The following is a 13941-nucleotide window of genomic DNA, read 5'->3' as shown; positions in this document are numbered from 1 at the left end:
GTGCTTTTAGGTCAATAAATCATTTTGACTAAAAGCATTTTTTATTAAATTTCACATTTTTTTATATTTTTTTCAAAAAACTCTTGACAAACAAAATTTTCTTGGCTATTATTACGCTTTTACTTAACGATTACTACTTATTCCGGATTAGCTCAGCGGTAGAGTAGGCGGCTGTTAACCGCTTGGTCGTAGGTTCGAATCCTACATCCGGAGCCACTTTTTTATTTCCCTTAATTTTATTTTTAGCTCGTATCTAAAATAAAACAAATATTTTAAATATTAAATTCGCAATATAATTATTTGCAAAAATAGAATTTAAAATTAATGGCACAATATAAAAAATCACAACAAAACTATATTAAATATTAAGTATAAAACTTAGTGAAACTTCTAAATATTTTAACAAAACAAACATATAAAGCAAATAGTTAGAATATAACAAGCAATATTTTCAACTCACGCTACTATTCATAAAAATATATTTAAGTTTTTAAAAATTCTTAAATTATGATTTTGATAAAAATTATGTTGCAATGAGTAAGATAAGAAGCGGTATTTGTAATTTTATCTATTTTATGAAAGTAATACAAAAATTATTGCTATTTTTCTTTAAATATCTAAAAAACAAGTATTTGTAACAATAATTTTAAATCAAGATTGTTCTAAAGTAACATAATAAAACTCTCTTTATTTTAACTTCACTTAAAATATATTAAATTACCTATCACAATTAGATTGGTATTTTATTTCGTTATTAAAATCAATGCAAATTGCTAAATACTCTTTAGGCAAACTAAATTCTTCAAAGCACAAAGCAGTGGAAAATACCCCGCAACTAAGCGTGTTTTCTCCTATTACACTAACTTGAGAGTATTTAAAATCTTTTGTATTTATTATGTGATTTGCTCTTTCATATTGTGCTGAAGTTGTTAGCGATTGATTTAAGATTTGCCATTTTTTAATAGCTTCTTGTGGATTTTTAGGATTTTTAATATTTACAAATATTTCTTTATTAGTCTTTAAATCCCCTCCAAAATTAATCACATATTTGTATTTTTCACAAATTTTAGCACATTCATCAACTGCAAATTCTTTAATCACGCCACCTAAGTCAATTTTTGTATTTATATCTTCAAATTCTATAAATTTTTTAGATAAAAAATATGAATTTTTACCATATTTTGCATTATTTTTTAATTTTTTATTGATTAGTGTAATATCAAAAGCATAATTAGTAATTTCACTAAGACTTGAGAGTTTTTGCAAAATCATCATAGTTTGCTGGTCTAATTTTATACGATTTTTGTTTTTATTATTAATTTTAGATACCAACGAAGAATTATCAAAATAATTATATTTTAAATGTAGATTTTTACAAAGCTCAAAACATTTAATAGCTAAATTAGAAGCTTCATATTCGCTAGCTTCTAATTTAACAACACATTTTGTGCTAAAGCAAGAAAAAACAAATTCTTTCACTTACTAACTTTTATATTAAATGGAGTTGTTAAGGCTTCTTCACGAATTATTTTGCCGTTTTCACATAGCTTTAATATAACGCTAAATTCCCCACTTAAATCATTTTTTGGTAAAGCAAAAATTTTACCTTTTTCATCAACAAAATCTGCAAACTCATCAGGTAAAAGATAAACAATATTTATCCCATCAATATGTTGTGGAAAAATAATATCTGATTTTATTTTTTCTTTTCCACCACTATTTTTCATCTTAATTTTAATGTTTTCCATATTTGGTGCAATAAAACTAAAAATATTTGCTTTTAAATTCTCAAATTTATCATCTATACTAATGCTTTTGCCTTTTGATAAATCATAAATATCAATATTTCTACGATTATTAGAAACAATTAATGTATTATTGTCTTTAAATGTAGCGGCATAACTTACATTCCCACCCTTAATACTTCCTGCTAAATACGGCTTATTTTCAATATTAAAAATGCTAGTTTGCCCTAATCTATCTCCAAAAGTATAAGCCAAAGTTTTACCATCTGGACTAATAGCATAAGAACCAGAATATAAAGCAAAACCTGTATTTGAACATTCTGTTGTATGATTTAATACACTTACTTTACATAGCTTAGAATTATAATTATGTGGTGTTGTATAATAAATATTTTTTGCATCAGGACTTACTAAAAAAGGGCTTGTAGTAGCTTTTATAGGACGACCAAAATATTGTGTGTTAAAATCTGCGATTTTATTTAGTTTAGATTTTTTAATATCGTATTCATAAATGCCTTTATTTTCGCCTTTTAAAAGCACAAATAATCTATCAAGCCTAACATCAGCCTTTACTACATCTTTAATCTTAAAGCTTTTTATCAATTTTAAATTCTTATCAAAAATACTAAAAGTTTCTTTATCATCTAAAGCAATTACACCATCTTTGTATTTTCTAAACAAAAAATATTCACCCTTTAAAAAGGCTAATTCCTTTAAATCACCACTATTATCTAATTTTATTTTATGTAGTCCTGAATGGTGCAAATATGGTCTAGCATTTTTATTATCTCTTCCTAAATATTTTGGCATAGTATTTACAAAAGCAGTTTTATCATCTATAAATTCTACTTGCTCTACGAAAAGCTCACTTGCCCCACTCCACTCATCATCATCGTTATTATTATCTGTTTTGCTATCTTCTTTAACTTTTTCTTGTTTTTTTGCATCGTCGGTAGCTTCTGGATATTTCTTACCTAATTCAGAATGATCAGCATCCTTTATCGCATAAAAATCATTATAAACAATATTATCATTTTTTAAATCAAATAACACTATTGATGAATGATAGCTCCCTGCTGCTAGTAATTTATCATCTCTTACACTAATATCTCTAAAATATAAATCAGTTTTTGATTTTCCTTCAAAGTATCTTGCATAATGCCATTTAAAACTATCATCTGGATTTAAAGACTTAATAAGATTTGCTTGAATGCTAGTTTTATTAATACTATCATCATAAATATCAATCATTTCATTTGGTTTTATTACATAACTAGCATTTAAAGAACTTGCTAAAACACAAGCTAAAGTTGAGCTTAAGAATATTCTCTTCATTTAAACTTCCTTTCATAATTATTGATAAGTATTATAATAATTATTATTTAATATAAGTTTAAATATCATTCATTTTTTAGAATTTAAAATAAGCAAAAGCCTATTTTAAATTCCTTTTTTTCTACAAGTTTAAATAATACTCTATTTGTTCTTTTCCAAGAACTCTGATTAAATTCGTGCTACCTGTTTCTCCTACAGGATAACCTGCTGTAATAACATAATTTTTACTCTTATCCATAATGCCTTTTTTTACCCCTACTCTTACACAATTTTGTAAAAGTTCGTGCAAACTACCTGCCTTATCAACCACATAAGCTTCACTAAGACCCCAACAAATACTAAGGCTTTTTAATGTTTTATCGCAATGGCTCATTGTTATTATCTTTGTATCAGGTCTATATCTTGCCATTTTTTTAACACTTGCACCACTACTTGTAAGACAAATCAATGCATCTGCATTAATATCTTTTGCAAGTTGCACAGCTGATGCTGCGATGGTATCAGTCATATCTCTTTTATCGTGATTAAAATTGCAATATGGATAGATTTTCTCTACTTCGCTAATCGTTGCAGCCATAATGCTAACGGCATTTACAGGGTCAATTCCAACTGCACTTTCTTCGCTAAGCATAACAGCATCAGTTCCATCTAACACAGCATTTGCAACATCGCTTATCTCTGCTCTAGTTGCACTTTTGTTATTTGCTAAAGAAAATAACATTTGAGTTGCAGTAATTACTGGCTTACCTATTTCGTTAGCTTTTTTGATTATTGATTTTTGTATGCTTGGAACCTTATAAAAAGGAACTTCTATTCCTAAATCCCCACGAGCAACCATTATCCCATCGCTTACATTAAGAATTTCATCTATATTCTCAACAGCATCAAATTTTTCAATCTTTGCAAAAACAGCAGTTTTATTTCCGTTTTCGGCTAATATTTGCTTAGCATTTTTGATATCATAAGCGTTTTGAACAAAAGATATTGCCATGTAATCAACATCATTTTTAACACCCCACAATAAATCATCTTTATCTTTTTTAGTAATTACTTCTATATTGATTTTTGTATTAGGAAAATTTATACCTTTATTTGACGCCAATTTTCCATCGTTTTGAACTTGGCATTTTAAATAATCTTGATTTATATCTTCAACTATTACTTTAATAGAACCATCGCATAAATATATAGCTTCGCTAACTCTTACTGCACCTAGAATTTCATTATAATTTGTGCTTACTTCATAGTGATTTTGTGCTTTTTGATTAGCCTTTATTGTATGTCTATAAATATCTAATCTATCGCCTTTTTTTAATAAAAATGGCTCAGGTAATTCTAATACCCTAATCTTTGGCCCTGAAATATCTTGTAATACTCCGATATTTTCGCCTAATTCTTCAGCTATTTTTCTTACCTTATCTAAATTCGCTTTATGATATTCGTGAGAGCCGTGAGAAAAATTTAAACGAAATACATTAACACCTGCTTTTATCATTTCTCTTATACATTCTTCGCTATCGCTTGCAGGCCCTAAAGTTGCTATTATTTTTGTTTTTTTCATTTTATCCCCTTAGTTCTTTATTGAATAATTCTTCGTTAAATTCAAGTTTTAAATAATCAACCACCATTCTTAAATCTCTTAAAGCATTTCCCATACAACTAGTCGCACCTGGACTTGGGGTCATATTAAAGATTATTCCTTGATTTTGTGGCACTATACTAGCTTCGCCTAGCATTAATTTCTTTTCAGTTTTGTTTAGCACTTGTGGGCGAACTCCACCAAAACCTTTTGCGTAAGTTATATCATCAGTTGTAAGACTTGGGACGATTTTTCTAGCGTCTTTTACAAAAAGATTTTTATTAAGGTATGGCACTTCAAATAAGAAATTTCTTAAAATATAATTTCTAATAGTGCTATCTTTCATTAAATCAAGTAAGATTTTAATAGTAGTTCCATCAAGGCGTAAAGTTGTAAAAAATTCAGGCAAACTCTTAAGCCCGTGATAACGCTCAAGCTTAGGTAATACTAAAGCAGTCGGACCAAAACGAGTATTCATATCACATAAAATATCAGGGTCGCCGTGTAATGCTGCAAAAGGTAATTTTGGATTTTGAACCATATAAACTTTACCATTTAATAAATGCTTTTTAGTTAGATAAAAACTACCTGCAACAGGCAAACAGGCATAATCAAGACCATAACCCATCTTATGTGCTAAAAATAATGAATGAGCACCTGCATTTACCACTACGAAATTCGCACTAAATTCAGTCTTGTTAGCACTAATTAGATAAAAAACATCGCCTTTTTTATAAATATTTACAATTTCTTCATTAAAAAACATTTGATTTTCTTGATTAGCTTTCATTGCTTCTTCAGCTAAACTCTCGCTCATTTTGCCAAAATCAACCGTTGTATAACAATCCCCTGCTAATGCACCCATTGCAAATATTTCTTCAGGTCTATCACCACCACCTAAAGCTTCTACTACTTTTGGCTCTATTCTTTTTATTTCTGCTTTGTCAAACTTTCTAATATAAGGATAAATATCTTTAAATTCTTCATATCTTTTTTGCATAAAAGCACATTCTTCTTCACCAACAGCTAAAGCCATTTTTTGATGAGAAAACATAAACTTCTCTTCTGCTTTTACTAATTTTGCGTAATTTACAATCATATCAGCGTTAGGTTTTACTTTTGAAGCTTTTTCATAAGTATAATTTGTCTCTATATCTCCGCTATGAATTGTTTGAGAATTGCTAGTGCCTTTAGAATTGAGAGTGCTTAATGCGTGATATTTTTCTATTAATGCCACTTTTTTTACATTTGTATATTTGCTAAGCTCATAAAACAAAGCCGCTCCACTAATTCCACCACCAACTACTATAACATCAAAATGTTGTGCCATACTCCATCCTTTTTGTAATTTTTTTAATGATAATTTTATTTATTTATAAATTCAAGTCTTTAATTAATTTTTGCATTCCTTGGAATACTAAATTTTTTTCATTTATTGCATTTTTAAAAAACTGACTTAAAAAGCTTGCATCTCCACCAGTTAGATAAATTATCTCATCATTAGCAAAATCATTAATACTATTTACAACACTTGAAATTATCCCGTAGCTAATAGCGTCTTTTGTGGAATTTGGTAACGAATTTAAATCAATAGATGTATTTAATTCATAATCTAATCTACAAGAAATATTCTTATAAGCATTAAGATATGATTGAATACCTGGCAAAATAAATCCGCCTAAATGTTTACCACCACTCATTTTATCAATTGTAATTGCACTACCAGCATCTACAATAATGCCAGAATCAATGCAATAACAAGAAGCAATTCTATCAACACCCAGACCAACATAAGAAGTGTTAAGACTAAAATAAGGTTCAAGATTAATATAGTTATTAGGTAGTGTAGAAAAATTAGAATTTACACTTATATAAAATACTTTTTCTTTAAAAGAGTTTGGGATAAAGTCTTTTAACTCTATCCTTTTTGCATGTTCTTCTTTATAAACACAAGCTGTTGTGTTTCCAATATCAATTAAAGTCATTTCAATTCATAGCTTTTGTTATTATAAAATAAAATATTATCCTTAAAATAAGCACCTGAATCTATTTTAGAATCTAAATTATAAACAGCTAATTCATTTAATTTATCATCTAATTTTATCAAGTATCCATTATGCTCTAAAGCATAAATAAAGTTATTATAAACATAAACATCACTATAGTTTGCATATTTAAATTTAATTTTTGTAATTTCATTTAATAAATAATCAAATTTATAAATTACGCCTTCGTTTGATAAAATATAAATATAATTATCTTTTTCTAAAGCCTTTTTAATATTGATTAGTTTAGTATATGTTTTATTATCAATTATTGTAAATACCTTACTAGAACTTGCTGCGATTAATTTTTCACTATCAGCTTTTAAAAATACAACATTATTAAAAAATTCTTGAGTTCCTACATTTATACTTCTTATAAAAGTATTGGTATTGTTATTGATAACGATTAATTTGCCATCTAAGCTAGGAATTATTATCACATTGTTATTAAAACTAGGATTTGCTAATTTTTTCACCACTCCATTTGCTTGTCCGTAGTTTTCACTAAATAAATATTTTTGTTCTAACAAATCAAATATTATTATATTATTCAAAGCATCAACCATTACAGCCTTATTGCCTTCTGTTGCGATACTTACAATTTTTGCATCAAATTTCTTATCAAAAATTACTTCTTTATCTTTTAAGATTTTTAAAAATCCTAAATCATTAGATAAATATAAGATATTATCTTGTTTGTTAATGATTTCATAGCCTTTAAAATTCTTCAAGATATTCTCATTTTTCGTTTTAATTGTTGTAAGCTTTTGAGTATTTTCTGGCTTATAGTATTGTTTTGAACCTGAACAAGCCGCTAAAAATACTAAAGATAAAGCTATTAAAGAATATTTTTTCATTGGTTACCTTGATAATGTTTTAAATTATTAGCAATTCTTAAAAATACAGAATTTGCACTTATTGAATTAAGTTTTACTTCAGCTTCTTTAATTTTATTATCTTTTAACAACGCATAAGCTTCTTGTATTGTTTTTAAATCTGTTAAGAAAAAATCTGATTTAAATTCTCTAGCTTTATAAATTTCTAACAATAATTTATCCTCATTGCTAGGATTAAATTGTAATAATTCATCTAAATATTTTTCATCTAAAAGCACTGCTAAATATAAGTTAGGATTTAAAGATTTTAATTGATTTAATTTATCATTATTTTTAGTAATTAATAGCTCATTATATAAAGCATTTGCTTCTTCTTTTGTTTTTTGTTTTATAGAATCATTAATAGATGTTATAACAAAATAAGCAACAATTACGATTATCAAAAATATAAAAAGAAATTTGTATTTTCTAATAAATCTTTCAACTTTAATGCCAAATTCTTCTACGCTATATGAATTTTCTTTCAAATTAAATTCCTTAAAAATTAATAAAATTAAAGCTGAAATTGTAACAATTTTTCGTAAATCTTGATAAATTTAGTGCTATATTAAATTTTTATTATATAATCAGATGAAATTTTATTAAAGCAAGGTGAACTTATGGTAGTCAATGAAAAGCTATTAGAAAGATTAGAAAAATTATCATCAATTAGGTTAAATGATAATGTAAGAAAAGAACTAATTGCTGATTTTGATGATATTTTAAAATTCGTAGATAATTTAAATGAAATTGATACTAATAATTTAAAAATCAATAATTTAAATTATACTCCACTAAGAGAAGATATACCACAAAAATCAGAAGTTATTGAAGATATTTTAAAAAATGCACCATCTACAAATGGACATTTTTTCTCTGTACCTAAAATCATAGAATAAGGAAAATAAATGGAAGAAAATATTCAAACTCAAGATAGCGTTAATACCATTCAAATGAATGGAATTTTAACATTTATGAAAGAAAATGATGCGAGTGATTTGCACTTTATTCCTGGTAGAAAACCGCTTTTAAGAATTCACGGAACTTTGAATGATTTGGAATTTGCTGTTTTAAATTCTGAAATTATTAAAGCTTCTTGTTATAGCATTTTATCAGACGCACAAAAAGCAACCTTAGAAGAAGAAAGAGAACTAGACTTCGCTTATGCAGTTGAAGGAGTAGGGCGTTTTAGGGCAAACTATTACTATGTTGAAGAAGGAAAACTTGCAGCTGCATTTCGTCTAATTCCTGAAAATATCCCTAGTTTAGATGATTTAAAAGCACCACCAATTTTTAAAGAATTAATCAAAAAAGAAAAAGGACTAATTCTTGTAACAGGTCCAACAGGTTCTGGTAAATCAACAACTCTAGCAGCAATGTTAAACGAAATCAACGCAACAGAAAGTAAGCATATTTTAACCATAGAACACCCAGTTGAATTTATGCATAAAAACAAAAAATCAGTATTTTCTTACAGAAACGTTGATATAGATACTAAAAGCTTTCAAACAGCTTTAAAATATGCTTTAAGACAAGACCCTGATATTATCTTAATCGGTGAGATGAGAGATAGAGAAACAATAGCAGCAGCAATTACAGCAGCTGAAACAGGTCACTTAGTATTTGGAACCTTACATACAAACTCAGCTATGCAAACAATCAACCGTATCGTAGATAGCTTTAGTGGTGGAGAGCAAGACCAAATTAGAAATATGTTATCGTTTTCATTACAAGCAGTTATAGCACAAAGCTTAATACCTAAAAAAGGTGGTGGTCGTTTAGCAATTCACGAAATTATGATTAATAATATGGCTATTGCAAACCTTATTCGTGAAAACAAAAACCATCAAATATATTCACAAATGCAGTTAAATCAACAAGGCACAGGTATGAAAACCCAAACACAAAGCTTAGTTGAAGCGGTTCGCTCTGGTTTAATCACTCGTGAGCTTGCTTTAAGATATAGCACTCAATATAATGAGCTAGTGAATTTGATATGAATAGCGGCTTAATACTAGATTGTGTAATAATTGGCGTAACGCTAATTTTAGGTATTGGTGGAATTATTTCAGGACTTATTAAAGAAGGTTTTGGATTAGCTGGTATTTTAGTAGGCGTATATGTAAGCACTAGCAATTCAGAAAAAGTAGGGGCATTAATTAATCAATATGTTTATAAAAGCGATAATGAGCTTTTATTAAACCTATGTGGTTTTGTTATAACTTTAGTTATAGTTTGGGGAATTTTTCTTATTTTAGGAAGAATAATATCAAAACTAGTAGCCTTAAGCGGACTTGGAATAATTGATAAAATTATGGGATTTATATTTTGCGCTGGAAAAATATTTATAATTTTTTCTATAATTGCATCTTGTATAAATGCCTTACCTATAATAAATAGTAAAGTAAACCAATTTTTTGCAAATAGTATGATGTATCCTGTCTTAATTCAAACAGGTGGAGCAATCGCTAATATACAAGCGATTCAAAATACTATAAATACAAAAAAAGAAAATTTATTAAATAATGAATTAAAAGAAGAAAATTCAAAATAAAAGGAGAAAACATGGAAAATATGGAATACGATGTATTATTAGAAGAATTTAAAAAAATTCTAAAAACAAGTGGATTAAAATACACAAAACAAAGAGAAAGTTTATTAAAATTACTTTATAACAATGACGAACACTGCACTCCAGATGAACTTTATGAAGCATTAAAAGAAATGGATCCTAATCAAAACATAGGTATCGCAACAATTTATAGAACTTTAAATCTTTTAGAAGAATCAGGAATGGTAACTTCAATTTCTTTTGGAACTGCAGGTAAAAAATTTGAGCTTGCAAACAAGCCACACCACGACCATATGATTTGTAAATCTTGTAATAAAATTATAGAATTTCAAGATGATATAGTAGAGCAAAGACAATTAAAAATTGCAAAAGAACATGGTTTTAAACTATCAAGCCATTTAATGCAATTATATGGAACTTGCAAAGAATGTCAAAAAAAATAATTTAATATAAAGAAAGGTAAAAATATGTTTGAAAACCCACTAGAACAGCAAAAAATTAGTAAAGCTAACGAACTAAGGTCTTTAGGTATTAATCCTTATTCTCATTTTGTAACAAAACCGATGAGTATAAAAGAATTTAAAGATAAATATGATTTCATAAATGAACTTGAAGAAAAAAAAGCAGAAGAAATCTGTGAATTAATCGGTAGAATTAAATTTATGCGTGATGGTGGGAAAGCCGTTTTTGCGAACATTGAAGACTTTAGTGGCTCAATTCAGATTTATTTTAATAAAAGCACAATTGATGAAACTTGGTTTGATAATATTAAAAAACTCATAGAAGTAGGCGATATTATCAAAGTTCATGGTTATGCTTTCGTAACAAAAAAAGGCGAATTTAGTATTCATGTAGATAAATTAGATTTAGTTACTAAAAGTATTTGCGTATTACCTGAAAAATTTCACGGCTTAGTGGATATGGAAAGCCGCTATAGACAAAGATATCTTGATATGATTATGAATGCTGAAATTAGACAAGATTTTGTTAATAGAAGTAAGATTGTTTCATTTGTTAGAAGATATTTTGAAAATCTAGGATTTTTAGAAGTTGAAACTCCTATGATGCACGAAATTGCAGGCGGAGCTAACGCAAGACCATTCATTACCCATCATAATACTTTAGGTGTTGATAGATTTTTAAGAATTGCACCTGAACTTTACTTAAAACGCTTAATAGTTGGTGGTTTTGAAGCTGTATTTGAATTAAATCGTTGCTTTAGAAACGAAGGAATGGACCTTACTCACAATCCTGAGTTTAGCACGATTGAGTTTTATTGGGCTTATCATAATTATAAGGATTTAATGAATTTAACTGAAGATTTATTAAGCAAATTAATAGCTCACTTAGGACTTAGCACTACTATTACATACGATGATAAGCAAATAGATTTTAGCACTCCATTTGCAAAAATTCCATATAAAGATGCCTTAGTTCAAATAGGTGGTATTGATGCTGCTATAGTAAATGATAAAGCTGCAATTTTAAAGAAATTAAAGGCTGATGGATTTGAAGCAAATGAAAAATTAGATTTAGGACATTTACAAGCAGAATTATTTGATAATTATGTAGAAGACAAGCTTATAAATCCTACATTTATTACGGATTTTCCAGTATCAATTAGTCCATTAAGTAGAAGAAGTGATGAAAATCCTGAAATAGCTGAGAGATTTGAATTATTTATAGCTGGAAAAGAACTTGCAAATGGATTTAACGAATTAAATGACCCACTTGATCAATACGAAAGATTTTTGGCTCAAGTAGAAGCTAAAAAAGCTGGAAATGATGAAGCATGCGAAATGGATGAAGATTTCGTAAATGCGTTAGGGTTTGGTATGGCACCAACTGCAGGTGAGGGCATAGGAATTGATAGACTTGTTATGATGTTAACTAACAAAAAATCAATCAAAGATGTAATATTATTCCCTGCTATGCGTCCTAAAAAGGATTGATAATTTCAATTTGTGAATGATTACTAGCGAGAATTTATATATAAAAAAAGGGGTTAAGATGATATTTGATACAGAAATTAATGAAATTATAAAAGAAGAATTTAAAAGACAAAATGAGAATTTAGAAATGATTGCTAGTGAGAATTTCACTTTTCCTGAAGTTATGGTGGCTACAGGTAGTATTCTTACAAATAAATACGCAGAAGGCTATCCATCAAAAAGATATTATGGTGGTTGTGAAATCGTTGATAAAGCAGAAGTTTTAGCAATTGAGCGTTGTAAAAAATTATTTAATTGTAATTACGCAAACGTTCAACCCCATTCAGGCTCACAAGCAAATCAAGGTGCATACGCAGCATTATTAAATCCAGGAGATATTATTTTAGGAATGGATTTAAGTGCAGGTGGGCATTTAACTCACGGCTCAAAGGTAAATGCAAGTGGCAAAGTATATACTAGCTATAGCTACGGAGTAGATGAAAATGGTTATTTAAATTATGATGAAATTGAAAAAATTGCCCTAGAAGTAAAACCAAAATTAATAGTTTGTGGTGCTAGTGCTTATGCTAGAATAATTGATTTTGAAAGATTTCGTAAAATTGCTGATAAAGTAGGAGCATTTTTATTAGCTGATATTGCACATATTGCCGGTCTTGTAGTAGCTAATCTTCACCCAAGTCCATTTCCACACGCTCACATAGTAACTTCAACAACTCATAAAACTCTAAGAGGGCCAAGAGGTGGGATAATAATGACTAATGATGAAGAACTTGCAAAAAAAATAAATTCAGCAATCTTTCCTAACCTTCAAGGTGGTCCATTAATGCATATTATTGCAGCAAAAGCAGTTGGATTTAAATATAATCTTGATGAAAGTTGGAAAACATACGCTAATCAAGTTATAAAAAATTGCAAGGTATTAGCCGATGAATTGCTAAAAGAAGGATTTAAATTAGTAAGTGGTGGAACTGACAATCACTTATTGTTAATGGATTTTAGTGATTGTAAATTTAGTGGAAAAGATGCTCAAATAGCATTAGAAAAAGCAGGTATTACAGCTAATAAAAATAGCGTTCCTAACGAAAAGCGTTCTCCTTTTATTACAAGTGGATTAAGACTTGGCACTGCTGCACTTAGTGCTCGTGGTATGAAAGAAGAAGAAATGAAAATAATAGCACAGACAATAAGCCTAGTGCTAAAGAATTTAAATAACGATGAAATTATAAAAAAAGCAAAAGAAACTACGCTAAAATTAAGCGAAAATTTCCCATTATATAAGGACTTAAAATGTTAACAAGCAATGAATTAGCCTTAATTAAAATGATTAATTCACATTATTTTATAAAAAGAGATACTATAGTAAGCAAAATTGAGCATAAAGGTAGAACTTTTTTTAATAAGTATGAAAGAGTTAATGAGTTTTTATCTCCAAGCTTAATAAGAGAACATTCAGAAGGTAAAATAACAATAGCTCACAATTTAATAAACGCACAAGATAAAGTAGAAAATATAGTATTTGACTACAATGGTTTTAATACTGAAAAATTTTGGCATAGAGCTCAATTATTATTAAGAGAAGAAGGTTTCATTAATTTCACAGCTTATAAAAGCAAAACGCCAGGTCATCTTCATTTATATATTCACAAAGGTCATACTGCATTTGCCGAAGGTTGTGGATTAGCTAATAAACTAAGTGCAATGTTGGCTCAAAAAATGCCCGTTGAATGGAGAGTATTTCCAACACTTGATATGCCTAAGGAATACAATATTTTAGCATTACCTTATGAAATTTATCAAAAAGAGCGTGGGGCATCTTGGTCAAAACATATGTAAAGGAT

The 13941-nt window shown here is 28.2% G+C and carries 14 protein-coding genes and 1 tRNA gene; 8 read left to right on the top strand and 7 right to left on the bottom strand.

The features are described 5' to 3' along the window. Positions 1 to 141: 141 nt before the first annotated feature. A tRNA-Asn gene (locus AVBRAN12647_RS03740) sits at positions 142 to 216 on the top strand. A gap of 501 nt (positions 217 to 717) precedes the next feature. Here AVBRAN12647_RS03740 and AVBRAN12647_RS03735 read toward each other — a convergent pair. From AVBRAN12647_RS03735 to AVBRAN12647_RS03705, 7 genes are all read right to left on the bottom strand, one after another. Next, positions 718 to 1479, bottom strand: coding sequence for an FAD:protein FMN transferase (locus tag AVBRAN12647_RS03735; RefSeq protein ID WP_336614722.1), 762 nt, complete (start codon positions 1477 to 1479; stop codon positions 718 to 720). Continuing rightward, entirely contained in the window at positions 1476 to 3080 is a 1605-nt protein-coding gene (locus AVBRAN12647_RS03730) for a hypothetical protein (protein WP_336614721.1), read from the bottom strand. The genes AVBRAN12647_RS03735 and AVBRAN12647_RS03730 overlap by 4 nt, the downstream gene beginning before the upstream one ends. A 121-nt stretch (positions 3081 to 3201) precedes the next feature. Further along, complete coding sequence (pyk, locus tag AVBRAN12647_RS03725; protein ID WP_214116229.1) at positions 3202 to 4641, bottom strand: pyruvate kinase; 1440 nt, start codon at positions 4639 to 4641, stop codon at positions 3202 to 3204. A 1-nt stretch (position 4642) separates the two neighbouring features. Further along, positions 4643 to 5989 carry an FAD-dependent oxidoreductase gene (locus AVBRAN12647_RS03720; RefSeq protein WP_214150335.1) on the bottom strand — a complete coding sequence of 449 codons (1347 nt, stop codon included), beginning with the start codon at positions 5987 to 5989 and terminating at the stop codon, positions 4643 to 4645. Between the two features lie 43 nt (positions 5990 to 6032). Further along, on the bottom strand, positions 6033 to 6644 hold the full coding sequence (locus AVBRAN12647_RS03715; protein WP_214116219.1) for a type III pantothenate kinase: 612 nt from the start codon (positions 6642 to 6644) through the stop codon (positions 6033 to 6035). Next, the gene (locus tag AVBRAN12647_RS03710; protein WP_214116217.1) at positions 6641 to 7561 is read right to left on the bottom strand and encodes a hypothetical protein; all 921 of its coding nucleotides are present in this window, start codon (positions 7559 to 7561) and stop codon (positions 6641 to 6643) included. The genes AVBRAN12647_RS03715 and AVBRAN12647_RS03710 overlap by 4 nt, the downstream gene beginning before the upstream one ends. Continuing rightward, on the bottom strand, positions 7558 to 8067 hold the full coding sequence (locus tag AVBRAN12647_RS03705; protein WP_214116215.1) for a hypothetical protein: 510 nt from the start codon (positions 8065 to 8067) through the stop codon (positions 7558 to 7560). The genes AVBRAN12647_RS03710 and AVBRAN12647_RS03705 overlap by 4 nt, the downstream gene beginning before the upstream one ends. 132 nt (positions 8068 to 8199) lie before the next feature. On the opposite strand from AVBRAN12647_RS03705, the gene gatC reads away from it, so the two are divergent. Genes gatC through AVBRAN12647_RS03670 form a run of 7 tightly spaced genes read left to right on the top strand, consistent with a single transcriptional unit; the run spans position 8200 to position 13936 of the window. Further along, complete coding sequence (gene gatC, locus AVBRAN12647_RS03700) at positions 8200 to 8478, top strand: Asp-tRNA(Asn)/Glu-tRNA(Gln) amidotransferase subunit GatC (protein ID WP_214116213.1); 279 nt, start codon at positions 8200 to 8202, stop codon at positions 8476 to 8478. 54 nt (positions 8479 to 8532) lie between these two features. Then, on the top strand, positions 8533 to 9579 hold the full coding sequence (locus AVBRAN12647_RS03695; protein WP_275592004.1) for a type IV pilus twitching motility protein PilT: 1047 nt from the start codon (positions 8533 to 8535) through the stop codon (positions 9577 to 9579). Then, positions 9576 to 10133 (top strand): CvpA family protein, encoded by a 558-nt coding sequence (locus AVBRAN12647_RS03690; RefSeq protein ID WP_214116211.1) that lies wholly within the window; start codon positions 9576 to 9578, stop codon positions 10131 to 10133. The genes AVBRAN12647_RS03695 and AVBRAN12647_RS03690 overlap by 4 nt, the downstream gene beginning before the upstream one ends. An 11-nt stretch (positions 10134 to 10144) precedes the next feature. Next, positions 10145 to 10594, top strand: coding sequence for a Fur family transcriptional regulator (locus tag AVBRAN12647_RS03685; RefSeq protein ID WP_214116209.1), 450 nt, complete (start codon positions 10145 to 10147; stop codon positions 10592 to 10594). A 24-nt stretch (positions 10595 to 10618) separates the two neighbouring features. Then, complete coding sequence (gene lysS, locus AVBRAN12647_RS03680) at positions 10619 to 12103, top strand: lysine--tRNA ligase (protein ID WP_336614720.1); 1485 nt, start codon at positions 10619 to 10621, stop codon at positions 12101 to 12103. Between the two features lie 58 nt (positions 12104 to 12161). Then, on the top strand, positions 12162 to 13397 hold the full coding sequence (glyA, locus tag AVBRAN12647_RS03675; RefSeq protein ID WP_336614719.1) for a serine hydroxymethyltransferase: 1236 nt from the start codon (positions 12162 to 12164) through the stop codon (positions 13395 to 13397). Beyond that, positions 13391 to 13936: a DUF1882 domain-containing protein gene (locus tag AVBRAN12647_RS03670; protein WP_214116202.1), complete on the top strand. Its 546-nt coding sequence runs from the start codon at positions 13391 to 13393 to the stop codon at positions 13934 to 13936. The genes glyA and AVBRAN12647_RS03670 overlap by 7 nt, the downstream gene beginning before the upstream one ends. Positions 13937 to 13941 lie beyond the last annotated feature (5 nt).

The organism is Campylobacter sp. RM12647, assembly GCF_020138135.1.
Taxonomy (GTDB): domain Bacteria; phylum Campylobacterota; class Campylobacteria; order Campylobacterales; family Campylobacteraceae; genus Campylobacter_E.
The sequence above is the reverse complement of the archived record's forward strand: the minus strand, read 5'-3'. Positions and strand labels throughout refer to the sequence as shown.